Origin of the sequence: Spiroplasma endosymbiont of Lasioglossum villosulum, assembly GCF_964020195.1 — a bacterium.
Lineage (GTDB): Bacteria > Bacillota_I > Bacilli_A > Mycoplasmatales > VBWQ01 > Spiroplasma_E > Spiroplasma_E ixodetis_A.
In genome coordinates this window covers 575,127-601,766 of the sequence record NZ_OZ026539.1, presented here as the reverse complement: position 1 = coordinate 601,766, position 26,640 = coordinate 575,127, and the positions used below count along the sequence as shown (strand labels likewise).

Here is a 26,640-nt window from a genome sequence, read left to right as displayed (position 1 = left end):
CTCCTAACCAATTAAAAATCCAACAGCTTTTAAAAATACTCATAATGTTAAAACTTGTTCTAAACCACTAGTAAAATCAACATTTAAAACAGAACTAATAGTATCATCAAAAATACGTCTCAATAATCCGTCAAGTTTAGTAAAAAATTCTCTTAATGGTTCAACTGGTAAAACTTTACCAACAACACCATATAGTACTCACCTAAAAGCATTACGCAAATGACCAAAAACATCATATCAACTAACACGTTCATACTCAGGGTTAAAAGGACTATTTGGTGGTACTGGCGTAACTTTCTCACTTGAAAAAATATTAATTTGACCAAAATTTAATTGTGGTGAAAAAGTTGGTCTAGTTGATTCACCATGAACATCAAAAAAAACTGTTAAATGTCTTAAATTTGGAACACGAATAGGCATAGTAACAAAATTATATAAATCTTGCTGATAAATATCATTATCAACTTTACCTTTAAAAACATATTTTGTATCACCAACATTATCTAAAAAACTAAAAACAAAATTAGCAGTAAAAGTTTTAAAATATTCATATTCAAAATAAAACATAAAACCTTGAATATAAAAACTTAAAGGTTTATCAATTTCAAAATTTAACTGTGTTTGAAAATTTATAATTCTTTTACCAGTATTAACAAAATTTAAATTATTAGTATTATTCTTTGCAACATAATTATGATTAAACATGATACGTGAAAATTCATCTAATTGTTTTCTATTAAAAGTATAAACACCAGTTCCCATATCTATCATTTGTGACGGAACACCAACTGTATCACTATAATAATAACATGTATAAATACCCTCACCATTTCCAATAAATTCACCACTAACTAATTTTAAATTCGGTTGGTCAACATCAAAATAAGCAGAATTTCAAGGAATAGTTGCTCAATCATCAAAATCATGATATTTAACATGTTTAACCATTTCTTTTGTAATATCATAATTAACAACATTAGGGTCATTTGAAGCAATTAAACTAGTCGGCGCTTGAAAAGAAGTATTTACAACAAAAAATAATTTAGCAAACTTAAATCACATAATTATTTACCAAATAAACATTTTAAAATTCACCATCAACCATAAAATAAAACAAATCCAATAAAAAACTGTGTTCCATAAACTACTAAATTTCATAAAATATTAGTAAAATTGTCAACTGGATTACCTATAAACATAGTTCAATAATCAACAATACATTGATGTATTTTATTGTAAATTTCTAAAACACTCATAACTAACACCTATCCAAATAATGACCTAAAAATAAATTTAATACTACGATAAATAAAATTAAAAAATACACCTAATACTAACCAAAAAGTCAAATTAAACAAAATATAAACTTCATCAGTAATATTAGTTTGATTTAAAAATATACTAATATCATTACTAGAAAATATAAAAATAAAATGCAATATACTAAGAACAAAATTAGACATAATTAATCACCAATACCAAAGTCACGAGTTGAACTACCAGTAAACTTATTACCACCAGCACCACCTTTAAACTTACCTTGTTGTTTATTTCTTGTTTTTACTTTTTCAACGCGTCTTTGATAACTCTTAGCAATTTGTTGACCAGTACCAACACCCAAAGAAACAGAACTTTTACCAATGAACTTAACAACATATCCTAAACCTAATGTTGGTAATATTAATTCGGGTAAAATAACCCTAAATGCAAATCTAAGCAAAATTAAAAATATCATTAACGTACCCAAATTAAAGCCTAAATCACCAAGTGGAAAACTAAAAAACTTCATAAAAATTGAAGCAAATAATTGCATAACTGTTGTAATAAAAGGTATAAACATAATTTCACATCCTAATGTCTTGTAAATCTAAATAATCCCAAAATTAAATAAAATACAAAACTAACATTTATTAAAGCAAGAATAGGCAAAGGTAAAGTGTATAAACTATCATAAAAAAACGACTTAATAAAAAGTGTCACAGTATGTAACCCAGCAAAAGAACTTAAATACTGCATATAAATAGTTTGTACCAATGTATTAACAACCGGTAAAAGTCTACCTAATAAAGGTAAACCAAAAACCAAACTAAAAAATAACTTTACCATTTGCTTACTTCCTTTCTAATTACTAATGTGTTCCATGAATAATATGTCCCACAAATTGTTTGATAAACACTAATACCATAAATACAATTGAAATTAACACTGGTCAATTTGTAAGTGTTCCACCATCGCCAGTAGTAAATACTCAACCAAAAATATAAGTAAAAGCATTTAATAATTGTTGGCCAACACCACCAATCATATTTAATAATGCTGATAATCCAGCAGGCATATTAATCACCTCCTTTCTCTAATTCTCTTTGTTGTTTTTCCATTTCTAATTTACGTTTCTTCTTTTCAAAATCTTTACGACAAAAAATACAATCAGGCTCACTATCATTCTCCTTTATATGTTTTCTATGTTTATATTTTTCTATACCTTCACGTATTCAATTTCTGCAAAACCAAAGAATTAAACAAAAACCACCAATATATAACACATATTTTATAATTTCTTTCATATCCATTATTTATCACTTCCTTTTTTTCTTTTTTTTAAAAAATCAATTAAACTAAATAACTCATAAAAAATTACTAAAACAAAAAGTAAAATATTAATGCCTAAATCTAAACCAATAAAAAAATCAAAATTACCATTTATAATATTATGTATTTCAGCAACAGTTCAAACCATAGAAAAAAAACCAACAATAAAACAAAAAACATGAAATTTAGGAGTGTCATACCACTTTTTTTTAATTTCTTTATTTTCCATTATTAAACACCACCTAATGTATAAGCATAAGAATAATCTCAATTTAAACTTGCTCTATCTAAATTAATCTCAGACATACTATCATCATTTAAATCAACATCAACCATACTGTCATCTGTACTTTGATAATCACTAACACTGCCATTAATTAATCTTGCTCTTTCATCAGTAAATACTTCTTGCATTTGCATAACATTATTAGTATTTTCAAAAGGTAACAATAAAGTATTGATAATTTCACTTGCACCAGCAACTATTGTAGGAATAGCAAAATAATTATTAAAATCATTATTTATACCCAATGCTACACCACTACTAATCAAACATCCACCAGTAGCCATATCACAAATTTTTCTTACAAATTGAAATCTATTAGGTATTAATTCACTTAATCCACTAACAACATTTGCTATACCAAAACTGCTTAAAGATAAATATGTATCTCAATCTACAAAAGGCATATCAACTATTGGTTTAGGTGTTGGAGTAGGAATTGGTGGTTCAGTAGGACAAGGTGGCCAAAAACAAGGTTCATCTCTTAATAAAGAAACTGACTTATCTACATACTGAACAAACTTGGCATAGTTAATTAAACCAATAGTCCCTAAACCTAAAAATATCTTTTTATAACTATTAATAACTTTATTTCTAGTAGTAGGTCTTTGATTAATATTCCATATATCAATTCCTAACTTTTTACTAAATAACAAAGAATTAATACTTCCCAAAATTGGATTTTTTAAATATTGACCATAATAAGCACTAACTCCTACCATAGCACTTAATGGACTTAATCCAGTTCTTAAAATTTTAGTTAAAGTATAATTACTAGTTTGTTCTAATTCATTAATAGGCATAAATAAAACTCCTTACTTTATATACTAATAAGGAGCTTATTTATGAATTATAATCTAATCCATTGGGGCTTAATGAAAAATATATAATCCATATATAAGCCCTTATTTAATTTTTACTTATTTCTTTTATTCTCTTTTCTTATTCGTTCCATTTCATTAGCAACTCTATAACACATTTCACAACCAAATACTCTTTCATAAGTTCAATCACTACACTTATGTTTCATAATTTAACTTACTTTCTTGCTGTCTCATTGATTTATTTAAAGCAATATCTAATATACAATTTGGACAATAATATTTTCTAGTATATAAATTTTGCAAAACTCTTTTAGGACAAATAACTTGGTCACAAAGTTTACACATATAAATCGCTAAATGAAATGCTTGCTCACATGAACAATTATCATTTTTAACCATAATTTAAAATTAACTCCTAACATAAAATAATTATTTAAAATTACCCTTTTAATAAATAACTATTTTCAATTAGAAAGTTTTTTAATATTACCGCTTAAATCAAGTTCAAGTGAATAAAAATTACCAACTTTTAAATCAACAGTAGATAAACAATTATTAAAATCACTAGCAAATTCCGGATTATATCATTTATCACGTGTTTGACCAGTTGGCACGCTTGTTTGTTTATTTATTTCTACAAACTTCAAAACATCAAACTTTAATGTTTGACCTTTATTATTTTTATCGGGAATAATACGCCCTTTTTCAATATTAACTAACTGTACTTTGAACATAAAAAAAACTTAACCTCCTTAGCAAACGGTTAATTAAAACCAAGTTAAGATGTGGGTAAAACCATCTTAGTTATAAATATACAGATATTTATATATATTTCAAGTAAAAACAAAAAAAATGCCAAAATAAAGTAAGGCCTGCTAAGGTAACTTTAAATTATTTTGACAATAACAATTATATATATATATATATATATATACAAGTAAAAATATAGAAAAAATAGTTTTTTTCTAGTGTAAAACTTTTTTCTTAAAATCTATTATTTCAACTTTATTACCAAAAACTTTATCTACCCAAGTCAAAACATCTTTATCTCTTTGAATTAAATAACCTATTTCACTAGTTCGTAAATAATGTTTATGCGATAAAGCACTTAAATATACATATTTTTCATAATCTTCATACTCTTTAAAATAATCATTAACAACAGTACTTTCAATAATACCACCAATCATAACAGTATCACCACTACTATCTCTTTGAGATTTAAAATAAAATACATTTGTTGCATTAAAACTTGCTTTAATTATATCTTGAATTCTCATTTTTTTAATTCCACGAACTACAATAGGATTTTTACAATTACGACTAAAAGCATAAGCCTTTATACCTATGTCTGCTTGATTTAAAGACTTAACATCATCTAATGCTTTTGTAACATATTTACCTAAATATTTAATAACAAACTCATTTGTACCTTTTTTAACAACAATTAACTTAATACCTTGTTTCTCAGCATGTGGTCATCAATCAATTATCATACTATAAGGTATTTTACGATTAAACAATATATGAAAATGTACTGCTCCACGTTCTTGATATTCATAAACATAAAAATGTTTTAATTCACCTAAATATTTAGCACGTTTAGGGTCATTTCATCATTTCTTTAATTTAAGAAAAAATAAACGAATATCTTTTTTTGCTTTTCTAATATCTTGCATATTATCTTTATAAGTTAAAGTAAGAAAACTTAACATTTGACTATCATAAAAATTATGTAATGCTTTTTGTATCAAATTAGTTTTAGTACGAGAAGTATTATTTCTTAATTTCTGTTTATTACCAACATAAGATTTACCCCTAATATTTCCAACATTATTTAAAAAAGAAATAGGTAAAACAACGTTTTTAACATAAGAAACATAAAAAACCTTTTTAATATAAAAATCTTGTTGAGTATCCATATAAAAAATCCTTAGCAACACTATTATAAAAATAGCAAATTTTATATTTTAATAACAAACAAATTTTAACATAAAAAAATATAAAAGCAAACACAAAACAAAAATTGTCATTATTTAGTGATAATTTCCTATTAGTTATCGAGTAAAAATTTCCCAAAAATATTTATAAAAAAATAAATTATTTTGGAAAGTTACAGTGTTAAATAAATATAAACACGAATTCCAAATAAACGTTAAAAATTTAGCTTTAAATTTTGATTTGCGAACTTTTTTTTGTATAATTTAATTAAGTTTAATATAAGTTTTTAACTCATTGTTTTAATTTCAAAGTAAATGAGTTTTTATTTTGAAAGGATGAAAAAATGAATAAAAATTTACAAGAAGAATATGAATGAATTAATAGAGAATTGAAAAAAATAATTATTAATAAAAATCAATTTACTCCAGAAATTATTAGTAATAGAGTTAATTTAGCTCAAACTACTATTGTTGATATTAATGAAAATTTAAAAAAACAAAAGATTAGCAAATTTAAAAAAATTAGTTATTCAATATTGAAAATATTTACTTTTGGAAAAATTGATAAAAATAAAATAATTAAAGAAAAAAATGATTTTTTTATAAAAATATCAAAAGAACTTTTTGGAAATATTAAAAAAGTAAAAGAATTATATATAAGAAAATCAAATAGTGAAATAAATATAGATGTTAATAAAATTAATAATGTAACTTTAAATAATTTATTAATAAATCCGACTAAATCAAACTTACCACAAATGTAAAAACGAGAGATTGCAATTACAATTTCTTTTATATTTAAAATCAATTTTAGAACACCAAATTTGCTCATACGCAAACGTTTTAAAATTTTATATGGTTTAGTATTTATAAAATTAAATATCTTATAAAATAGATTTTTAATTTTAATTAAGAATTATTGATATCCATATCTTCAAGGATGATTTTTATTGGGTATATAAACTTTTTTAGTTTTTATTAAATTTTCTTTTATAATTGGTTTTTGTGCTATTTCTTTTAGTTCATACATTTGATTATTGTAACTAAGATATAATTCATTAATAAATGATTTAAGTACAATTACATCAGTTCTAGGTTGTATGTATTGAACTTTGTTATTTTTATAAGGAAAATACTTTTTACCATAATATGTTATGGTTGAACCACTATCTGTTTTTCTTTTAGAAAATCTTGAAAGATAAATATTGATTTCTTCCTGTGTAGGAGCTTTAACCATAGCAGATTTAGTATCATCAATAGGAAAGGCAAATTGTTTATTAAAAGTACTTATGTATGTTTTAAGAAATTTGTTAGCTTCTTCTAAATTTCTAATTTTATTAAGTCGTAATTCACTAATTAAACGACTTTGAAGTGTTCCAAATAAGCGTTCAACGCGACCTTTAGCTTGCGGAATTGAAGTTCTGATTATTTCAACACCTAAATCATTACAGGACTTTTGAAATTGAGTATAAGTGTCATTTTCTGTATTTATTTTTCCTGCATCAACTTTTTTCTTATATCCAAAAACTGTTCTATTATCGGTATAAAATGTTTTTGGTATTCCATAATTAGTTAAAATTTGATAAAAAATATTATAATAACCATCTAATGTTTCTTGATGATCAAATCATAGTCCAACAATATTTCCTGTAGCATCATCAATTGCAGTATGTAAAAATGATTTTGGTTTATCGTTATCAAATCAATGATGATTACTGGCGTCCATTTGAATTAATTCACCAAAATTTGTTCTTCGATTTCTTGTTGGATGTAAGTTATTTTTTTTATTTTTATGTCTTTTTGGTGAAGTAATTTTTTCTTTAATTAATATAGTATAAAGTGTGCTATATGAAATCTTAATTTTTTCTTCATTAATTAATTTCTCATGAAAATATTGAAAATTAAAATTATAATATTTTGTTTTATACAAGTTTATAATCTTAATTTTGATTTCAAAATTTGTTGCCTTATTAGAAATTTTATTACGAGATTTATGAATAAAATCAACTTTACCTTCTCTATTAAAAATTTGAATTAATTGGTTAATTCTTCTAATAGTTAGATTAAGTTTATTCTTGGCTTGATGTTTAGATAATTTATTAATAATAATATCATTTATAATTTTGTATTTATATTTTTATTTCATAGTCATACTTCTTTCCATATTTATCACCAAGTATATTTAACTTCACTTTTGGGAAATTTTTACTCGATAACTAATAGGAAATTATCACTAAATAATGACAAAAGTAAATATTATTGTTGACTAATATTTTACAAGTATTAAGATTAACATACAATTGCATATTGAAGTCAAAATTATTCTTGTCTAACTTTATAATTTTAAGACAAATTTGAATCTTATTGATAACATCGGTACGCTCCCAATACGTTCCAAGATTATCAAAATTTATTACTTCATCAATTATACTTGTATTTTCATCACTATATCATCCTAATAATTCTGCATATTTGCCATTTAATTGCGGATTATTAGGAATATTTGAACCATTATTACCGCATGCAACAACTGAAGGAGTTGCTCCTGCTGTTAATGCAAGGGCACCCATTAATCTTAATATATTTTTCATATTCACATATACCTCCAATAATATTCTTTAAACTTATTATAATAACTATAAATTAACAACTTAGTTACTTTTTTCCAAATATAATATCATATAATAAGTTATCCAATATTTATTATATACTATATGTTTATAATGTTTAAAAATATGAAAAAATAAACATTTTGTAAAATAAAATACTCCTTTTAAATTAAAAGGAGTATTAATATTATTTTTATTTTATAAAATTATGCAAGTGTTAATTCAGTTTTTGCTTCAAAAGTAACATCACCAGTTTTATAAGTTATTTCTAATTTATCACCAGCAGCTCAAGCATCACCAGCAGCAGTAATTGTTCCTAAATTTGCCCCAATTTTTAAAGCAGTTAGAGTATTTAAAGCAGTAAACTGTTTTACTTGATCTGATTCTCCTTTAATTTGTATTGGTTCTCCTGGTTTTTTTGCAGTTTCTGGAATTGTAGTACCATCTACAAACATAATTTTTTGATTTGTAGTAACATCAGTATCTACTATTTTAATTTCAGCAGCTATTGTAGTAAGAGCAGCAGCAATAACACCTTTTGTTTTATCAGCTTTTAACTTAATACCATAAACATCACCAAGTGCCTCTTCACCTTTTTTAAATTGGAAATTAAAAGTACCACCAGTAATAGCATAATCTTTACCATCATCCATTTTAGCTAATTCTGGTTTAAAATCAGTAACTGCACCAGTAATTTTATCTAATTCTTCTTTATTAAATTTTCTATCTGTAGCTGTTTGTTTTAATTTACCAGTAAGAAAATCAACACATGCTTGATTAGCAGCTTTATTATCTTCTCCTAATAATGCACTAGCTTTAATTGGTGTTTTTAAAGCATCAACAGTTCAAGTAACATTATCCTTGACAGTTGTATCAAGTGAAGCTGCTTGTACACCTTCTCCTTTATCATCTGTTAACCCTAATTGTTTTGATACTTCTACGTTCATGGCTACACCAGCTTTATCACCACAAGCAACAACTGAAGTAGTAGCTGCTGTTGTTAATGTTAATGCACCCATTAATCTTAATATATTTTTCATATTCATATATAGTACCTCCAATAATATGACTTTTGAACTACAAATACAATAACCACAATTTAGAATTACTTCTAAACATAATATTGAAATGAATCCAATTAACATTATACATCATATTTTACTTTCTACCATCAATATACTTTATAATAATATAAAAAAATATTCATTATTAACACCTTTAATATTACTATAAAAATTTGTCAAAAATAATAAATACTAAAAATGTATTAGTTATAATAACTAATACATTTTTAAACTTTTTTTATTCTTCATCTTCACGCCATTCGCCTTCTGACATCAATAATTCTTTACGTACATTTTTAGCAATTATATAATTAGGGTTTTTATCATCACCATTAATTAAAACATTACGTACTAAATAATTTTCAATTTCATTTTGTAGATTTTTTGCAACAAAAGGTCAATCATCTTTCGCTCTAAATTCGCTATCCAATTCTTCTTGTAATTTAGGATTTGTAAGCATTCTTTTTCTTTGCATTGGTTTATAATAAGCAAAGTATCAAATTAGAGCAAACGCAATGCTAGCAATTAAATAAACTAATTGTAAAACATTAGAAGTTATATCAGATATTCCTTTTGTAGTATCAGTTCCACCTTTACCAATAAGATTTGCTCCTGAAATTAAACCATTGATTAAAGATCTTAATCATTCTTCAAATTGTCAAACTAAGAAAAGTATTGCTGCAAGTCAAATAATAATTTCAAAAATATTCTTTTTCAATTTCTTTTCTATAGACAACTTAATTGCAATGGAAAGTACAAAAACATAAATAATAACCATAATAATACCGGCTTCAGCAGTTAATGTTCCATAATTAACAATCGAACTTAAAACTAATTGTCCATCCTTATAAACAGGATGTAACGTATCAACTATTACTCCAATAATATCAGGTAAAATTAATCATACAAAAGCTGAAGAAAAAGTAATAATTAAATTTAATCTAGAAGCTTTAAACGGAATGTTATCTTTTGATAATTCTTTATATTTAGGTGAAATATACCCCTCAACAGATAATGGTTCTAAAATAGCACCACTATATAAAGCATTTTGCATTCCAGCATTAGACTTTAATGAAATAGTACAAATTAACATTACAAGGATACCAATTATTCCTAATCATTGTGCATGAGCTTTATCACCTAAAATTTTAAAAATACTTAAGTTGGGATTATCTGAAAAATTGCCAGCAACAACACCAATCATAAGAATTGTTACTGCCATATAAAAAATAGTAGATAAAATCATAACAATAACTAATGAACGACTAATATTTTTTTCAGGATTTCTAATATTTTTACCAATTGTTGAATAGGTTTCAAATCCTAAAAAGAAAAAGAAACACATGGCAAAAGCTTGTGAAAAGTTATTAGCAGTTAATTGTTGATGAGAAGTAGTCATATCTCAATTTGAAGTTCCTGCCATCACAAATAATATAATAGTTGCTATGATTAATAAAAAAGTTGTTCCTCATTTTAAATAACTAGAAATATTCACAAATTTTTTAAATGCAGCCATTCCTAAAAACAATACACAAGAAGCTAAACCATAAATTAGAATTCCAATCAAATCTAATCCTAAATGTTGTCATACTCCTCAATTAGCATATAAAAAAGAAGATGGATCAGTAAAGTTAATTCTAATCATTGATACAATTTGTGAACTAACTATAACAGGTAAAGTAGCATACTGTAAAAAAGAAATTAATCAACCTCAAAAGCGACCATAACTACTTCTAACATAAATATAAGCAGCACCATTATTACCTGAATGTACTCTTGAAAGTCTTGAGAAAGCTCAAGCACAAGTTCCTGCAATTAAACCTTCTACTAAAAAAATTCAAATCATATGAGAACCTAAATTTAAACTATCTTTATTAATTAAAATTGCAAAGTTAGCAGTAAAAGTAATTCCAACAGTATAATTAAAACCAAACCAGACTAATTCTGATAAAGTTAATTTATGATTTGTCCTTTCTTTTTTCTTAAAAAGTTTTAACATAATATTCTCCTTTCAATTATAATAATTATATACCTTTAAAGTGATTTCATTAATTAATGAAATAGTCAATAAAATCAAAAAAATAAAAAAATATATGTAATTTATAATAACTAATTTTATTTTAAAATACTACTAATATTTAATTAAATTTTCAAATAATACTAATAAAAAAATAACATTTTTTTAAAAACTGCTAAATTGTAAAGGTAAGTGCAACTAAATTATTTTTCTATCCAAATATTCGATTGGTGAAAGATAATTTAGTATTTTTCTTGGTCTTTGGTTTAAAGACAATATAAATTTATGAACTTCATTTTTATTAGTTTTTGAAAAAATAAATTTTTTAGGAAATTTTTCTCTAATTAAACCATTAGTATTTTCATTAGTACCTCTTTGTCAAGGTGAATATGGATTGGCAAAATAAATTTTTATATCTAAATTTTTTTCAAGTTGTTGTCAATTTGAAAATTCTTTGCCACGATCAAAAGTAATAGTTTTAACAATGTTTTTAGGAAGAATTGATAAATAATAACTAACATTTTTATTAATAACTTTAGTAGTTCTGTTTTTAACTAATATTGCTAAAGTAAATCGTGATACTCTTTCAACTAAAGTTATTAAACATGATTTGCTTTTACCTCGTGATGATACTATAGTATCTCCTTCTCAATGACCAAGTGTTATACGATCATTAACATTTATATCTCGTTCTTTAATTGATTTACCATTAAACTTGCCACGATTTTCTTTAGATTTTCGTTTTTTACCTTTTCTTCTTAAATTTTTACTAGTAACTTTATCAAGCATTCCAAAATAAATTCAAGTATAAATTGTTTTAAAACTAATAACTCACTCTTTATGAAAATTTTTAATTCTGCCATAAATTTGTTCAGGTGATCAACCTAATAGTAATTTTTGTTGTACATATTTTACTAAATTCTTATTTTTAAACTTATGAAAACTAATATGTGATTGTTTTCGATTTTCAGCTTTATTTTGTGCAATTAATGAAAAATAATGATTATTATCTTTATTTCTATTAATTTCTCGAATAATAGTACTAATACTTCGATTAAGATTTTTAGCTATTTCACTAATTTTAAATTTAAATTTCAATTGATTCTCAATATAAATCCTTTCATCTATGCCAAGATGTTTATAACTCATATAAAAACTCCTTACTTTTTTCTAAACTAAATTTAGCATTATGAAATTTTTATATGAGAATTTTTTGCAATTTTATTTACTTGCACTTACAAGTATAACTCAGCAACTATTATTATAATAATGTTACTTAAATAAAAATACTACTTTTTTAATAAGTTATTTTAAAAAATAAGCTTAAACATCTTTTATTCTACATGATAAATAGTGTATTATATAATAATACTTTTAAAAAAATAAAGAAGGAGGTATTAATCATATATGGGAATTACTAAAAAGAAAAAATTTCGTTTATTTCCATTTAAAATGCCAACAGCAATTACAGTCTTATTCTTTATTATTGCTCTAATTATCATTATTTCTTGGATTCCAGGAACAACAGGTAAATGATTAGAAGATGAATCAAAGCCTGTAAACACCGATAACCCTTGACAAGACGGTGGGCCATTAGGTATCATGGACTTATTTTTGGCTCCAATTAAAGGTTTCATTGGTAGCAGTGATATTATTGTTTTTGTTTTAGTAATTGGTGGATATATTGGCATAGTTATGAAATCAGGTGCACTAGATGCAGGAATTGGTCGTTTAGTTAAACGTCTAAACGGAAAAGAAATTTGAATTATTCCTTCAATTATGACTATCCTATCGATTGGTGGAACAGTTGAAGGAATGTGTGAAGAAACTATTCCTTACTATTTAATTATTATTCCAGCAATGTTAGCTGCTGGTTTTGATGTTGTTACAGCTGTATTAATGATTTTATTGGGTGCTGGTGTTGGTGTTATGTTTTCAACACTTAATCCCTTTGCTATTGCTACAGCTTCACAAGCTAGTGGTTTAAATCCTGGTGATGGAATCATCTGACGTTTAATTTGTTGATTTTTAGCAACTATCGGTACTATTGCTTTTGTTATGTGATATGCAATCCGTGTTAAACGTAATCCTGAAAAATCAGTTGTTTTTCACTTACATAGTGAGCATCATGAAGAATTTATTAATAAAGAAGAAATACCTGAATTTACTAAACGTCGTAAAATTATTTTAGCACTATTTGGATTAACATTTTTAATTATGGTGCTTTGTATTATTCCATGAGGTAAAATTACAGGAACAACTATTTTTGATGATTTTCACAATACATTAATTAAATATTTTCCATATTTCACAAGTCAAATTAATGCATTTGGTGACTGAAACATTGAACTGTTAGCTTTCTTATTTTTCTTTGTTTCAATTATCATTGCAGCAATTGATTGAAAAGGCGAAGAACAATATGTTCGTAATTTTATTAGTGGTTCTTCAGAATTATTAGGTGTTGCTTTAATAATTGCTGTTGCTGGTGGAATTGGCTGATCATTACAACATTCAGGAATGCAACATGTTGTTGTTGGACAATTGCAAAGTATTGATAAATTACCAAGATTTGCTATTGTTATTATTGGTTTTTTTGTTTTTCTTTTGATTGCCTTTGTTATTCCTTCAACATCAGGATTTGCAAAAGCCGTTTTCCCTATTATTTCAAAAATAGTAATTCCTTTAGGATTAGGTTCAGGAATGATTACTACTTTTGTTATGGCTAGTGGTTGAATTAATTTATTTGCACCAAGTGCAGGTGTAATGATGGCAGGACTTGCCATTGCTAAAGTTCCCCTAACAAGTTTTTATCGAGCAATTTGACCATATACTATTGGTATTACTGTCTTTGCCTTAATAATGTTAAGTATTGGAACTTTATTACCTCAATCAATATTTTAGTAGAATTTAAAGCACTATGTTAATTAAAACTTTTCTCTAATTAGAGAAAAGTTTTTTTATTTTTTATTTCATTTTTATAAAATTAAACAGCATTTGGGAAAACATTCACTTTCACGATTTGTTTGCGTTTGTTCATTATTTAGTAGACTTAATTGATCATCTGCTAATTCTGAAATTTCTACAATTTCTACAACTTCATCTTCTGGTAAAAAAATTTGTTCTAATATTTTATTAATATTATTTCAATCATTTACAAAATTTTCACTCATTTTACTGTCTCTAATTATTTTTCCAGTAGCAGGATCATATTCTGTTGATTGACAAGAATTTAACAACATTTCTTCAACAAAAGCAGAAACTTTATAAATAATTAATAATTTTTGGTTAATATTATCATCACTTTTTTCTTTCTGTAATTGCTGTTTATACTTACTTAATTCATCTCATAATGATTTAATATTTTCCTTTTTTGCTGCTATTTTTCTAAAAATTTCTATAATTTCTTTATAATCAAATTTTATTTCAGATAGTAAAGATTTTAAATTCATATTTTTCCCCTTTCAAAATAAAAAACCTACTTGCTTAAAACTTAAACAATAGGTCAAAAAGTTATATTTTTTTATTTATAGAAATATTATACTTTATTATTTTTATTTTTTTTCAGATATTACTTTATAACAATAAATACTAATATAATTTTACTATTAATAATTTACAAATACACTCTTAAAGGTGTAAAAAAACCATAAAATTTTTTTATGCATTATAATAGTGTTAGTGAGTTATTTAAAATAATATGTTTTACATAAGATTATTGAAGATAATTTCTCACATCTATTCTAGATTTAACTGAGGAGGTTAAGAGAAAAATGAGGAATATGAGAACATTATTAAAGTTATTAGGTGCTAGTGTCATAACAACAGTACCAGTAACTACTGTTATAGCTTGTGGTAACAACAAAGAAGATCAGGTAAAAATATTACTAGATCAAGTATCAATAAATTTAGGTTTAACAAATAATGAAGGAAACGGTTTAAAAACTATTAGACTTAATTGAAAAAAAGATACATCCTTTTTCTGAATTGATAATTCCGATATTTTGGTTACTAAATTATTAGAAAAAGAGGCAACTACTGGTCAAGCCAAAGCTAAACATAAAGACAGTTTCTATTTTTTAAAATCTGTTTTACAACAGAAATTAACATCAGGAACAACACCTGAAGATGGTAATTTTGATGCAACGGAAGTTGCTAAAATTAAAAATAAAATATCTAATATAAAAGTTTCTACTAGTAAATTTGTAGAACCAAATGATGATGAAAAACTTGTAGTTGGTGATGGGACATATAATTTACAATTCTTTAAAGAAGATGGTAAAACAAATTTAGGGGATAAATATACAGTAAAAGTAATGACTGGAACTGATGCTTTATTTAATATTTTTGCAAGTGATAGTCCTGCTAAGTTAAGTTATAATGAATTTGTTTATGAAGGAAGTTCTATTGAGTATTTCCAAGCGGGTTATAAATTAGAAGAAACTGTTAATAAATGATTAAAAGATAAAACAGAAGTACCATTAATAAGCAAAAGCAGAACTGAAAAAGCTATTAAATTTAATAACTTTGAACAATTGGTTGGTTGAAAAGCAAAATTTAATGTTATAAATTTTGAAAGAACAGGAATACCTCGTCCAAATGATTTAACAGACGGAGATGAACTAACACTTTCTATTGCTTTAGTAAAAAACCAAGAAACTATTTCTTTAAAGTCAACAATAATAATAAGAATAAACAATTAATAGTAAAATAATAATGATATGATTAGCATAAAATTATTATTCAACTTTTCTAAAATATATTAATTAAGGTAATACTAGTCTAGTATTACCTTATTTTTTACTTCAAAATAATATATATTATTTTAATTCTTCGCTATTAATTTTCATTGCTGAGATTTGTTTTAATTGAAATTGTTCATGCACTACTGCTTCAAATTCTAAAACAACACCTACTTTAAACTTAAGAAAAGCATCATTAACATATTTTTTATTATTAAAAATTAAAACTGCCAATTGTTCAAAAGCATAATTTAAAATTTTATCAGAATTTGGTTCTAAAGAAAGATAACAAAATATTTGTTCATTCCTTAAATATTGCGATATCTCAAAACTATTATTTAATTTATCTAATTGTTTTCATAAACATGGTGTTAAAATAATTTTAGCAATACCATTATCACTATACTTAATACCATCTCTTTCGTAAGAAAAACCATTATTAAAAATAATGGTATTCATTCCTAATTCTTTATAATTAATAGTATATTCGGTTATTAACTCTGCAAAAATATTCTCATTACCTACTCAATCAGCGCTAAATTCTAGATTTTTATTAACAGTAATAATAAGAGCATTTGTTATTTTTTTACTTCATTGTAAAAATAGTTCTCATCGTTCAAGAATAACAAAAACTATTTCATCAATCAAAGTATATGGCATTGAAGATTCTTCTGCTAAAGCTGAAATTTTAGAAACAATATTACTACTTAAAAAATTAGATAATAATCTTACCTTATCACTTATTTGTAAATTTTTATTTTTCTTGTAAATTTTAATAATATGTTTACATGTACTTTTTTTCAAAACTAATTTAGCAGTACCGCGACGTTGATTTGAAAAATATATAAATGTTAGTAAATTATAACCGAATTTCTTTGTCATTATAATTCCCCTGACTATCTTAAATTATAAATTAAAAACTATTTTACTTTAAATTAATATAGTTTAATTATAACAGAACTAGAAAATTTAATAAACATATAAGTTTATTTCAAAAAAATTAAATTAAAAATCTCAATAAGATTTGTCCATAATTATGAAGAAAAGCAATAATAAAAAATAAATAGTATTATTTCATATTTTTAGATATAATTATTTTAATTTAATAAATGTATATATCTAATATAGCTATTTTTCTATATTAGGATTTTTATTAAATTAAATATCCAAATAAAAAAGGAAAAATAAAATGTTAAAAAAAATATATAAAGAAATATTTTCAACTATGTTAGTAATTGATAATAAAGATAATAAATTTTGTTTTAAAATAAATATAATTAAAACTTCTAATAAAATTAGACAAAAATACAATATTAAAAAAGAAATAATCAATGACTTATTATTACCATATAAAAATGTTACTAGTTATTCTACTGAATTATTTCCACTACACTATTTATTAGAAAATATTAGCAAAGACATTATTAACAATAATGCCTTTCAAAAAATATTAAATAAAAATATAATAAATAAAATAGAAAAAATCTATAAAAAATATCAAGATTTTGACCATGACTTTCAAAAAAGATTCTTTTATTTAGAAGTTGCCTATAATATTAAAACACCTACAAGCCAATTAGAAAAGAATTTACAAAAACATGGCCTTCAATCATTTAAAAATATGCTGAGTTATACTTGTAAGTGCAAGTAAATAAAATTGCAAAAAATTCTCATATAAAAATTTCATAATGCTAAATTTAGTTTAGAAAAAAGTAAGGAGTTTTTATATGAGTTATAAACATCTTGGCATAGATGAAAGGATTTATATTGAGAATCAATTGAAATTTAAATTTAAAATTAGTGAAATAGCTAAAAATCTTAATCGAAGTATTAGTACTATTATTCGAGAAATTAATAGAAATAAAGATAATAATCATTATTTTTCATTAATTGCACAAAATAAAGCTGAAAATCGAAAACAATCACATATTAGTTTTCATAAGTTTAAAAATAAGAATTTAGTAAAATATGTACAACAAAAATTACTATTAGGTTGATCACCTGAACAAATTTATGGCAGAATTAAAAATTTTCATAAAGAGTGAGTTATTAGTTTTAAAACAATTTATACTTGAATTTATTTTGGAATGCTTGATAAAGTTACTAGTAAAAATTTAAGAAGAAAAGGTAAAAAACGAAAATCTAAAGAAAATCGTGGCAAGTTTAATGGTAAATCAATTAAAGAACGAGATATAAATGTTAATGATCGTATAACACTTGGTCATTGAGAAGGAGATACTATAGTATCATCACGAGGTAAAAGCAAATCATGTTTAATAACTTTAGTTGAAAGAGTATCACGATTTACTTTAGCAATATTAGTTAAAAACAGAACTACTAAAGTTATTAATAAAAATGTTAGTTATTATTTATCAATTCTTCCTAAAAACATTGTTAAAACTATTACTTTTGATCGTGGCAAAGAATTTTCAAATTGACAACAACTTGAAAAAAATTTAGATATAAAAATTTATTTTGCCAATCCATATTCACCTTGACAAAGAGGTACTAATGAAAATACTAATGGTTTAATTAGAGAAAAATTTCCTAAAAAATTTATTTTTTCAAAAACTAATAAAAATGAAGTTCATAAATTTATATTGTCTTTAAACCAAAGACCAAGAAAAATACTAAATTATCTTTCACCAATCGAATATTTGGATAGAAAAATAATTTAGTTGCACTTACCTTTACAATTTAGCATATTTTAATAAATCAAGGAACTAAACCAATTAAAGAAATTTTTAATATTCAAAATAATAAATTATTAGCAACAGATATAAATAAATTAGATAATAACTTATTACCAATAAATAATTGTAATAATAAAAGTTTCTCTATTATATAATCCCACTATATTTTTTAAGGGGCGCACAACTAATACGATGAATATCACAAATACCATAATTTTGTAATGCTATCTGATGATTTTTTGTATAATACCCTTTATGATTTTTAAACCCATAATTAGGATATTTAGTATCATAATCAATCATAATTTTATCTCTTACTACTTTAGCAATAATCGAAGCGCTAGCAATATTAAGTGATTTTTGATCACCTTTAACTATTGCTTCAACTTTTCCTAGAAAATTAGGAAATTGTGGTTTTTCAAAATCAACTAAACACACATCAGGTACTATTTTTAATTTATTAAATGCTTCTATCATTGCTAAAATACTAGTCTGCTTAGGATTATGAATATTAACAAATTGATGACTTTTAATACTAACAGCAACTGTTAGTGCATTATCAATTATAATTTGATACATTGCTATTCGTTGTTTTGTTGATAATTGTTTTGAATCTTTAATTAAAGGATGATTAAAGTTTGGTTTAAGAATAACGCTTGCAACAACAATTGGTCCTGCAATAGCTCCCCTTCCCACTTCATCAAAACCAGCAATTAATGTTCCTGATGAATAATTATCAATTTCGTATCGTAAACTACTTTTCATGTTTTAAAATCTTAGGTGGTATTTCAAATGAAATTAATCCTAATTTCCCTACTTGTAAATCATTAATAAATAAATTCATGGCACGATGAGTATTATCTTCATCATTAGCCAATTTTAAATGATATTTTTGTGCTAATTTCTTAAAATAAAGAAATAATGTTTCATCATTAATATTTTTAATTTCAAAATTAATATTATAATATTTTACTAATCTTTCATAATAATTCTCAAGTAAAAAGGTTAAAGCAAAATTAGCCATTTCTTCTAAAAATAAATGTTTAACAGGAATTGCTTTAATTAAAGCTAAAATCATTACTACTTTTTGATCATTCATTTTTGGTGGTAAAATACCAGGACTATCTAACAAATCAATCGTTGGATTTAATTTAATTCATTGTTGACCTCTAGTAACACCAGGTATATTAGCAGTTTGTGTTACTTTACGTTGTAATAAATTATTGATAAATGTTGATTTCCCCGTATTTGGTAATCCCATAATTAATACCTTAATTTTTGGATTAACAATACCTTTTGCCAATTGTTTTTCCATTTGTGGCTCCATTAATTTAGTAATTAAATTTAATAACTGCGGTTTCATTTTTGTAGTTAATGATTTTGCCAATAAAACAGAAAAACCTTGACTTTCAAAAAAATTAACTCATTCTTTAGTAAAATTATCATCTGCTAAATCAACTTTGTTAAGAACAATAATTCTTATTTTTTTCTCTAATAAACGATCTAATAAAGTACTTTTTGTTGCTAATGGTGCTCGTGCATCTAAAACTTCAATTGCAACATCAATAATTGGTAACTTAGTTTCAATTGCTTTAATGGCTTTCATCATATGACCAGGGAATCAATGAATTTGATTATGGGTACTTTCATTAGGCATTTTTTTAACTCCTTTAATACATTTTATTATTATTTTATATCAATTTAGAAAACCACCATTGATTTTAATAACGGTGGTTTAATTATTATTTAACAGGTTTTACTGTTTTAATTTCTTTAATTCTAGCAGCTTTACCGCTTAATTTACGTAAGTAGAAAATACGTGCTCTTCTTACTTTACCCTTACGAATAACATTAATTTTATCAATTAATGGTGAATGTAAAGCAAATGTTTTTTCGACACCTTTACCACCAACAGTTTTACGAACAATAACATTTTGCGTAATTTCTGAACCTTTGCGAGCAATAACTACCCCTTCAAACATTTGAATACGTTCTTTTTTTTCTTCTTTAATTTTAGAAAATACTTGGATTGTATCTCCAGATTTAAAATTAGGAAGATTATGATTTAGTTGACTTTCACTAACTAATTTAATAATTGCATTTTGCATGTTTTATTTCTCCTTTCGTTTATTTTTTTTAAGTAAAGATTTATATTCTTCAATTATTATTTTATCTTTTGCAGATAATTGATATTTTTTAAATAAATCAATTCTTTTTTTATAAGTATTAATTAATGCTTGTTGATGACGATATTCTGCTATCTTTTCATGGTGACCACCAATTAGAACCTCTGGAACTTTCATACCTAATACTTCTTCTGGTCTTGTATATGTTGGATAATCCAATAATGAATTATTAAAAGAATCATTAAGATGAGATTGATGTTGAATAACGTTAGGAATTAACCTAGTAATACAATCAATAATAACCATTGCTGGTAATTCACCACCAGTTAATACATAATCACCAATTGAAATCTCTTCATCAATATAAGACATAATGCGTTCATCAATACCTTCGTAATGACCACAAACTAAAATATAATTAATATTTTTTTGACTATATTTATAAGCTAATTGTTGATTTCATTGTTGACCTTGTGGACTAAGTAAAATTGTTTTAGCCTCAGGATATTTAAGTTTTACGCTATTAATAGCATTAATTACTGGCATTGCTTGTAAAACCATACCATTGCCACCACCATAAGGAGCATCATCAACTTGTTGGTGTTTATTATTAGCAAAATTTCTAATATCAATAATATCAATGCTAATTTGTTTTTTAGTAATAGCTCGTTTGATAATTGATGTTTGCATAAAATCATTAAAAGCATTGGGAAATAAAGTTATAATTGTGAATTGGTTTTTAGTCATTATTAATTAATCCTTCAATAATATTAAAATAAACTTTTTGTTCTTCTTTATTAATTTTATTAATAAATACTTTATTATTAGGAATAAAAAAGGTTTTTTTATTAGTCATTTTTATTTCTCATAAACCTTGATGATTATTATCTAAGAAAGCAATAACTTTTCCTAAAAAAGCATTATTCTTAGCATCAAATGCTTCATAATTTAGAATATCTTCATAAAATCAAGGTAAGTTGTCATTAATTATTTCTTCAGTATTAATAACTAAATTTTTATTTTTCATACCTTCTACTAACTCAATAGTATTATAATTTTCAAATGTTAATAATAAAAACTGCTTATGATTTCTTACTCTTGAAATAATTAAAGGTGTTAGTTGTTTAGTTTCTTCTAAATAAACTGTTGTTTTTTCTTTTCATGAAAATTTATTACCATAATAATTACATAAAACCTTAACTTCACCAATAAGACCATGAGTATTAACAATAGTACCTAATTCTAAATATTTCATCTTAAAACTCATTAATTACTAATTTAATAGTATTATTTTCTAAATATGCTTTACTTTCAATAATTGTTGATAATGCACGAATAGTATTTCCTTTTTTACCAATCAATACTGATATTAATGATTTTGGTACCATTAATATTAAATCATAGTGATTTTTTTCTACTAATTCGCGAATCTCAACTTCACAAATTTTATCAAGTAAAATTGGTTCAATTAAATGTTCTAACAATGTTACATACATATTAATTAATCACTTGTAGCATATTTTAATATTAAGTAGCAGGTGCTTCTTCTTTTTTAATAGAATTAGTAGTAGCAGTTTTTTTATTTTTTACAGTAAGTTTTTTTGTTATTTTTTTAGGTTTGCTACTTTTTCTCTCTTGTCTTAAATTATGAAATTTAGTCATAATTCCTTCTGTTGATAATAAACTACGAACAGTTTCTGTTGGTTGAGCACCATTTGATAAAAATTTTAATGCTTTTACTTCATCGATAGTTACTTGTTTTTCTTTGCTTGTTGGATTATAAGTACCTAATTTATCAATATATCTACCATTAAGTTTTGTTCTTGCATCAATCGCAACAATTCTGTAACTAGGTTGCACTGATTTACTTTTTCCTGTTGGTATTAAGCGTAATTTAACCATAAATTACCTCCTTCTATTAATTTGTGGCAAATAAACCTTTTTAATAATATCTTATTCACATAATGATGTCAAGTTAAAATACTTAACAGATAAAAAGATTTTAAAATAATAATTTCTTTATTTTTACTAAGTTACATATTTTTTCTAAATAAATAAGTTTTTTTATTAAAAACACTTACTGATATAAGTATTTAAATAATTTATTTATTAATATTTAATTATTAAAATAATTGTTAATTTTAATAACTACATTTATCTATTTATATTTTTGGCAAAATTGGTTTACTAAAAATACTGGTTGATTGAGAACTTACATCATCATCATTAATAAATGGATTTAATTTTTCTGGATAAGAAGATTCTTCACTATCGCTACTTGCATTTGAGTCAAAACCACTATCTTGTGAACAAAATGACCTTCTTTTTTTACTTAGTACTTCAATTGCTTCCTCTGCAATTTCACATTCAGGTTCATTATTAGTTTTTTCACTGAGCATTTTTTTAAATTCTTCTTCTAAAATGTCAACTTCTGCAAGAACACTAGTTATTTCAAACATATTTTTCTTTAGTTTTTCAATCAAAATAGTAGTTTTTTCTTCTTTTAGTTTTTCATTTTCTAATTCTTTCGCTTTTATCAATTCTTCATTATTAATTTTATAATTTTCTAATTCTTCTTGTTGAACTGTTATTTTTTTATTTCAATCTCAAAAACCAAAAGTAATAATTTTTAAAAAATTAGTTTTTCATTTACTAATTTTTTTATTATTTAAACTTGTAATAATATTACTATATTTATTATTGACTACTAAACAATTATCAATAGTTTGTTGATTTTGATCTAAAATTTTGGCAATTTGTTCTATTTCATATTTATAATTTTCCTGATATTTTTTCTTAGTTTTTTTTATTTCTTCTTTTAAAAAAATAAAAAAAATATTATATTTTTGTTCTTCTTCTATAGTTATATTAAATAATGAAAAAATATTGTTTAATTTTTCAATTAATTCATTATATATTTCTATATTTTCTCTTATTTCATGATAATAATATTGTTGCATCAAATCTATACTATTAATATTATTTGTATTTAAACTTTTTATAAACTTATTTATATTAACTAAATCATTTATCATTCTTCTTTACCTCTTATTTTTTTTATTAATAAACCCATTTACTTAAAAAAAGCAATGGGTAAAAAACTTATATTAAACTTAATAATTATATTGTACATATTATTTTTTGTTTTACAAAATTTATTTATTTTTCATAAAATTAGTTTTTTACTCTTATTAAAGCCAAAATACTACGATTTTAATAATCTATTTTATAATTAATTTATAGTAAAAAATGCTTTTAACCAATAATTATCGCTAATACTAAAGTTTTTTTTACAATTAATAATAATTTCCAAAAAGAAGAAGTTTCAAATATTATGTGTTAGAATAAGAATACAAGATTCACACTATCACATCTTGTCCCATAAGTGTTTAACTAAGTTTTTGATTATAAAATTAATATTTAAAAAATTAGAAAAAATATAAAAGTTTATAAAAAACTTGCATAACAAATTATACTTATTTAAAAATTATTAGACTCCCTTGTATAAAGAATTTGAGATAAAATATGAGCATTACTTCAATTTTAAAGTATATGTTGATGTTATATAAATATAATAATAACCTACTTTAAAATCATTAAATAATTTTAAAAATAACATTTTAGAATTTAAAGTTAATAATATTTTTTAACTTGTTTAAAAAATATTAAAATTGGTAATTTTTATTAAAATTTAAAAAAGTCATTTATAATGATAGAAGATTAAAAGAGATAACTGACTTTTAAAATATATTTTAATTAAAAGTTATCAAATTATAAAAGAAAGTTAGGTGCCAAATAATGTTAATTAATATAACAACTAATAATTGCATCATTAAAATAGAGTTTTTTATTTCAATGTTTCATTGATACAAACTTAACTATTGAACAAAAAAAATACATCTGATTATCTAATGATTTAAAAAATTTTTAAATATTTTTTCAAGTTATTTAAAAAACTAAAGTTAATAGTCATTTTTTAACTTGTTTAAAAAAATATTAAAATTGGTAATTTTTACTAAAATTTAAAAAAAGTCATTTATAATGATAGAATATTAAAGAAAATAGTTGACCTTAAAACACTTTTTAATTAAATTATTAAAACTACAAAAAAAGAAAGTTAGGTGCCAAATAATGTTAATTAACAAAACAGCTGATGAGTGTATCATTGAAACTGGCGGTGCTTTATTCCAATGTTTCGTTGATACAAATTTAACTGTTGATCAAAAAAAAATGTGTATAAATTGAATTGTTTTATTTTTAAACTATCAAGATGCAGTTATTCTTTATGATGAAGAAAAAATTAATAGTTTACAAAAAGAACTTTCAGAAACATTCACAACAGATTATTATAAAAATGCTTTAAAAGAATTTAATAATGCAAATCTTATATATAAAAAAACTATACTTACCAATTTTAAAAACGTATGTTTGGAAAATACTTCACAAGATATTGTTAATATTATCACTGAATTCCATCAGTCATTTATTAAAACAATAGATGAACATAAAAAATCACTTACCTTTTTGAATTTAAATAAAATATATGAAAATCTTTTATTATTATTTTTTATAATTCACTACCATTTAGGCTATCAATTTAAACAAGAATTAATTCCAATCATTAGAAGTTTCACTAATATGATTAAAATTCCTATTTATATTGAACAAAATGATAGTCATGTTAAAATGTTATTAATGAAAAAAATTTTGCAAGATAATGAACAATTATTTGAAGATCTTGAATTAATTCAATTGAGAAATTTTATTCATAGTTTAGATGATATATTTGCTAATGGTCTTAATATTAGTAGTGCCATTGAAAAATTAATATTAACTAGACCACATAAAATAAAACATTCAATGAATATGTTATTTAAAAAACACGATATTAAACTACAAGAAATACTTTGAAAAAATAACAAAGAAAGTAATCCTACTATTGGTAATATGATTATGCACTTATTTGCTTATGAAACATATTATGTGCAAAGAAATCACAACTATGAAACATATGAACAACTAGTATTAAATAATGTTTTAACAGATCCTCTTTTTCAAAAAATATTTGTTGAATATAAAACAAAAAATCAAATTAATAAGGTTATTTAAAAATAATAATTACTTTAATTTTCTAAGTAAAAAATTAAAGTAATTTTTTTACACTTTTTTATACAAATTAAAAAACATAAATCAAAATATATATTATTTTTTTTATATCTAATCTTAATATTTAAAAATATAAATATTTTTAAATATCATTATAAAATTAACTTGTCACTACTATTGGTTTTTTCTCCAAAGTGACATAATTAACATTTTTTTATATTGAAAGGAACAATAATAAAATGTCAACAAATAAATATGATTTTGATATTGAAAAAGATAAAAATTGAGAACAAGCAGTGAAATGTAAAGAAAATATTTTTATTAAATGCCGAACAGAAAAAAATAGCATTATATGCAAATTATTAGAAGATAAAGATAAAACAGAAATGCAACAAAATGAAGTAAAAACATTTCAAACACTATTTAAAAAAAGAACGTCAGAAAATAAAAATTTATGTAATGAAAATTTAGAAAATATACAATTTGAACAAATAACTACATGAAATAAATATTTACAAAAAGAAATTAACAGTAATACCACTAATTATTTTTTTGATAAAAAAAGAAGAAGCAATACTTTTTAATCAATATTATATTAATTTTACAATAAAAATGTACCTTTAAATTTTTAGGTACATTTTTATTATTTT

General features: G+C 23.4%; 34 protein-coding genes. 7 read left to right on the top strand and 27 right to left on the bottom strand.

Annotation, left to right across the window (positions count from 1 at the left end):
• Window positions 1-3: 3 nt before the first annotated feature.
• From AACK81_RS03465 to AACK81_RS03410, 12 genes are all read right to left on the bottom strand, one after another.
• Entirely contained in the window at window positions 4-1,062 is a 1,059-nt protein-coding gene (locus AACK81_RS03465; protein ID WP_338962683.1) for a hypothetical protein, read from the bottom strand.
• A 2-nt stretch (window positions 1,063-1,064) separates the two neighbouring features.
• A complete protein-coding gene (locus tag AACK81_RS03460; protein ID WP_338962681.1) occupies window positions 1,065-1,256 on the bottom strand; it encodes a hypothetical protein in 192 nt (63 codons plus the stop codon).
• Between the two features lie 9 nt (window positions 1,257-1,265).
• Window positions 1,266-1,463, bottom strand: a complete 198-nt coding sequence (locus AACK81_RS03455; RefSeq protein ID WP_338960392.1) for a hypothetical protein — start codon at window positions 1,461-1,463, stop codon at window positions 1,266-1,268.
• Between the two features lie 2 nt (window positions 1,464-1,465).
• The gene (locus AACK81_RS03450; RefSeq protein WP_338962680.1) at window positions 1,466-1,840 is read right to left on the bottom strand and encodes a hypothetical protein; all 375 of its coding nucleotides are present in this window, start codon (window positions 1,838-1,840) and stop codon (window positions 1,466-1,468) included.
• 11 nt (window positions 1,841-1,851) lie between these two features.
• On the bottom strand, window positions 1,852-2,106 hold the full coding sequence (locus AACK81_RS03445) for a hypothetical protein (protein ID WP_338962677.1): 255 nt from the start codon (window positions 2,104-2,106) through the stop codon (window positions 1,852-1,854).
• A gap of 22 nt (window positions 2,107-2,128) precedes the next feature.
• The gene (locus tag AACK81_RS03440) at window positions 2,129-2,335 is read right to left on the bottom strand and encodes a hypothetical protein (RefSeq protein ID WP_174480363.1); all 207 of its coding nucleotides are present in this window, start codon (window positions 2,333-2,335) and stop codon (window positions 2,129-2,131) included.
• 1 nt (window position 2,336) lies between these two features.
• Window positions 2,337-2,570, bottom strand: a complete 234-nt coding sequence (locus tag AACK81_RS03435) for a hypothetical protein (RefSeq protein WP_338962675.1) — start codon at window positions 2,568-2,570, stop codon at window positions 2,337-2,339.
• A complete protein-coding gene (locus AACK81_RS03430) occupies window positions 2,570-2,818 on the bottom strand; it encodes a hypothetical protein (protein ID WP_338962672.1) in 249 nt (82 codons plus the stop codon). The genes AACK81_RS03435 and AACK81_RS03430 overlap by 1 nt, the downstream gene beginning before the upstream one ends.
• A gap of 2 nt (window positions 2,819-2,820) precedes the next feature.
• Window positions 2,821-3,675 (bottom strand): hypothetical protein, encoded by an 855-nt coding sequence (locus tag AACK81_RS03425; RefSeq protein WP_338962669.1) that lies wholly within the window; start codon window positions 3,673-3,675, stop codon window positions 2,821-2,823.
• Between the two features lie 216 nt (window positions 3,676-3,891).
• Window positions 3,892-4,095 (bottom strand): hypothetical protein, encoded by a 204-nt coding sequence (locus AACK81_RS03420; RefSeq protein ID WP_338962667.1) that lies wholly within the window; start codon window positions 4,093-4,095, stop codon window positions 3,892-3,894.
• A gap of 59 nt (window positions 4,096-4,154) precedes the next feature.
• Entirely contained in the window at window positions 4,155-4,430 is a 276-nt protein-coding gene (locus AACK81_RS03415) for a hypothetical protein (protein ID WP_281748222.1), read from the bottom strand.
• Window positions 4,431-4,661: 231 nt separating this feature from the next.
• Window positions 4,662-5,618, bottom strand: a complete 957-nt coding sequence (locus AACK81_RS03410) for a rolling circle replication-associated protein (RefSeq protein WP_338962665.1) — start codon at window positions 5,616-5,618, stop codon at window positions 4,662-4,664.
• A 362-nt stretch (window positions 5,619-5,980) separates the two neighbouring features.
• On the opposite strand from AACK81_RS03410, the gene AACK81_RS03405 reads away from it, so the two are divergent.
• Window positions 5,981-6,400, top strand: coding sequence for a hypothetical protein (locus tag AACK81_RS03405; RefSeq protein WP_338960498.1), 420 nt, complete (start codon window positions 5,981-5,983; stop codon window positions 6,398-6,400).
• 152 nt (window positions 6,401-6,552) lie between these two features.
• On the opposite strand, the gene AACK81_RS03400 is transcribed toward AACK81_RS03405, so the two are convergent.
• The 5 genes from AACK81_RS03400 to AACK81_RS03380 form a co-directional block, all read right to left on the bottom strand.
• Entirely contained in the window at window positions 6,553-7,758 is a 1,206-nt protein-coding gene (locus tag AACK81_RS03400) for an ISNCY family transposase (protein ID WP_422397553.1), read from the bottom strand.
• Between the two features lie 94 nt (window positions 7,759-7,852).
• Complete coding sequence (locus tag AACK81_RS03395) at window positions 7,853-8,227, bottom strand: hypothetical protein (RefSeq protein ID WP_338962662.1); 375 nt, start codon at window positions 8,225-8,227, stop codon at window positions 7,853-7,855.
• Window positions 8,228-8,451: 224 nt separating this feature from the next.
• Window positions 8,452-9,291: a hypothetical protein gene (locus tag AACK81_RS03390; RefSeq protein WP_338962660.1), complete on the bottom strand. Its 840-nt coding sequence runs from the start codon at window positions 9,289-9,291 to the stop codon at window positions 8,452-8,454.
• Between the two features lie 256 nt (window positions 9,292-9,547).
• Complete coding sequence (locus tag AACK81_RS03385; RefSeq protein ID WP_338962657.1) at window positions 9,548-11,308, bottom strand: APC family permease; 1,761 nt, start codon at window positions 11,306-11,308, stop codon at window positions 9,548-9,550.
• A 216-nt stretch (window positions 11,309-11,524) separates the two neighbouring features.
• A complete protein-coding gene (locus AACK81_RS03380; protein ID WP_338960236.1) occupies window positions 11,525-12,475 on the bottom strand; it encodes an IS30 family transposase in 951 nt (316 codons plus the stop codon).
• A 258-nt stretch (window positions 12,476-12,733) separates the two neighbouring features.
• Between AACK81_RS03380 and AACK81_RS03375 the strand changes: the two genes are divergently transcribed.
• On the top strand, window positions 12,734-14,227 hold the full coding sequence (locus AACK81_RS03375; RefSeq protein WP_338962655.1) for a YfcC family protein: 1,494 nt from the start codon (window positions 12,734-12,736) through the stop codon (window positions 14,225-14,227).
• 74 nt (window positions 14,228-14,301) lie between these two features.
• Here AACK81_RS03375 and AACK81_RS03370 read toward each other — a convergent pair whose 3' ends face one another.
• On the bottom strand, window positions 14,302-14,775 hold the full coding sequence (locus AACK81_RS03370; RefSeq protein WP_338962653.1) for a hypothetical protein: 474 nt from the start codon (window positions 14,773-14,775) through the stop codon (window positions 14,302-14,304).
• A gap of 330 nt (window positions 14,776-15,105) precedes the next feature.
• On the opposite strand from AACK81_RS03370, the gene AACK81_RS03365 reads away from it, so the two are divergent.
• On the top strand, window positions 15,106-16,026 hold the full coding sequence (locus AACK81_RS03365) for a hypothetical protein (RefSeq protein WP_338962651.1): 921 nt from the start codon (window positions 15,106-15,108) through the stop codon (window positions 16,024-16,026).
• 117 nt (window positions 16,027-16,143) lie between these two features.
• Here the strand turns inward: AACK81_RS03365 and AACK81_RS03360 are convergent, their stop codons facing one another.
• On the bottom strand, window positions 16,144-16,947 hold the full coding sequence (locus AACK81_RS03360; protein ID WP_338962649.1) for a hypothetical protein: 804 nt from the start codon (window positions 16,945-16,947) through the stop codon (window positions 16,144-16,146).
• A gap of 307 nt (window positions 16,948-17,254) precedes the next feature.
• Between AACK81_RS03360 and AACK81_RS03355 the strand changes: the two genes are divergently transcribed.
• Both AACK81_RS03355 and AACK81_RS03350 read left to right on the top strand, forming a co-directional pair.
• Complete coding sequence (locus AACK81_RS03355; RefSeq protein ID WP_338962647.1) at window positions 17,255-17,716, top strand: hypothetical protein; 462 nt, start codon at window positions 17,255-17,257, stop codon at window positions 17,714-17,716.
• A 76-nt stretch (window positions 17,717-17,792) separates the two neighbouring features.
• Complete coding sequence (locus AACK81_RS03350; protein WP_338960236.1) at window positions 17,793-18,743, top strand: IS30 family transposase; 951 nt, start codon at window positions 17,793-17,795, stop codon at window positions 18,741-18,743.
• Between the two features lie 162 nt (window positions 18,744-18,905).
• Here AACK81_RS03350 and AACK81_RS03345 read toward each other — a convergent pair whose 3' ends face one another.
• From AACK81_RS03345 to AACK81_RS03310, 8 genes are all read right to left on the bottom strand, one after another.
• Window positions 18,906-19,523 (bottom strand): ribonuclease HII, encoded by a 618-nt coding sequence (locus AACK81_RS03345; protein WP_338962645.1) that lies wholly within the window; start codon window positions 19,521-19,523, stop codon window positions 18,906-18,908.
• Window positions 19,513-20,415 (bottom strand): ribosome biogenesis GTPase YlqF, encoded by a 903-nt coding sequence (ylqF, locus tag AACK81_RS03340; protein WP_281747933.1) that lies wholly within the window; start codon window positions 20,413-20,415, stop codon window positions 19,513-19,515. The genes AACK81_RS03345 and ylqF overlap by 11 nt, the downstream gene beginning before the upstream one ends.
• 85 nt (window positions 20,416-20,500) lie before the next feature.
• Window positions 20,501-20,866: a 50S ribosomal protein L19 gene (gene rplS, locus AACK81_RS03335; RefSeq protein ID WP_338962642.1), complete on the bottom strand. Its 366-nt coding sequence runs from the start codon at window positions 20,864-20,866 to the stop codon at window positions 20,501-20,503.
• 3 nt (window positions 20,867-20,869) lie between these two features.
• On the bottom strand, window positions 20,870-21,631 hold the full coding sequence (gene trmD, locus AACK81_RS03330) for a tRNA (guanosine(37)-N1)-methyltransferase TrmD (protein ID WP_338962640.1): 762 nt from the start codon (window positions 21,629-21,631) through the stop codon (window positions 20,870-20,872).
• Window positions 21,624-22,139, bottom strand: coding sequence for a ribosome maturation factor RimM (rimM, locus tag AACK81_RS03325; protein WP_338962638.1), 516 nt, complete (start codon window positions 22,137-22,139; stop codon window positions 21,624-21,626). The genes trmD and rimM overlap by 8 nt, the downstream gene beginning before the upstream one ends.
• Window position 22,140: 1 nt before the next feature.
• Window positions 22,141-22,380 carry a KH domain-containing protein gene (locus AACK81_RS03320; protein WP_338962636.1) on the bottom strand — a complete coding sequence of 80 codons (240 nt, stop codon included), beginning with the start codon at window positions 22,378-22,380 and terminating at the stop codon, window positions 22,141-22,143.
• A 31-nt stretch (window positions 22,381-22,411) separates the two neighbouring features.
• Window positions 22,412-22,786, bottom strand: coding sequence for a 30S ribosomal protein S16 (rpsP, locus tag AACK81_RS03315; protein WP_338962633.1), 375 nt, complete (start codon window positions 22,784-22,786; stop codon window positions 22,412-22,414).
• Window positions 22,787-23,046: 260 nt separating this feature from the next.
• Window positions 23,047-23,919: a hypothetical protein gene (locus AACK81_RS03310; RefSeq protein ID WP_338962631.1), complete on the bottom strand. Its 873-nt coding sequence runs from the start codon at window positions 23,917-23,919 to the stop codon at window positions 23,047-23,049.
• Window positions 23,920-25,015: 1,096 nt separating this feature from the next.
• Here AACK81_RS03310 and AACK81_RS03305 point away from each other — a divergent pair.
• Window positions 25,016-25,993: a hypothetical protein gene (locus AACK81_RS03305; RefSeq protein WP_338962628.1), complete on the top strand. Its 978-nt coding sequence runs from the start codon at window positions 25,016-25,018 to the stop codon at window positions 25,991-25,993.
• A 236-nt stretch (window positions 25,994-26,229) separates the two neighbouring features.
• Complete coding sequence (locus AACK81_RS03300) at window positions 26,230-26,574, top strand: hypothetical protein (RefSeq protein ID WP_338962626.1); 345 nt, start codon at window positions 26,230-26,232, stop codon at window positions 26,572-26,574.
• The last annotated feature ends 66 nt before the right edge of the window (window positions 26,575-26,640 follow it).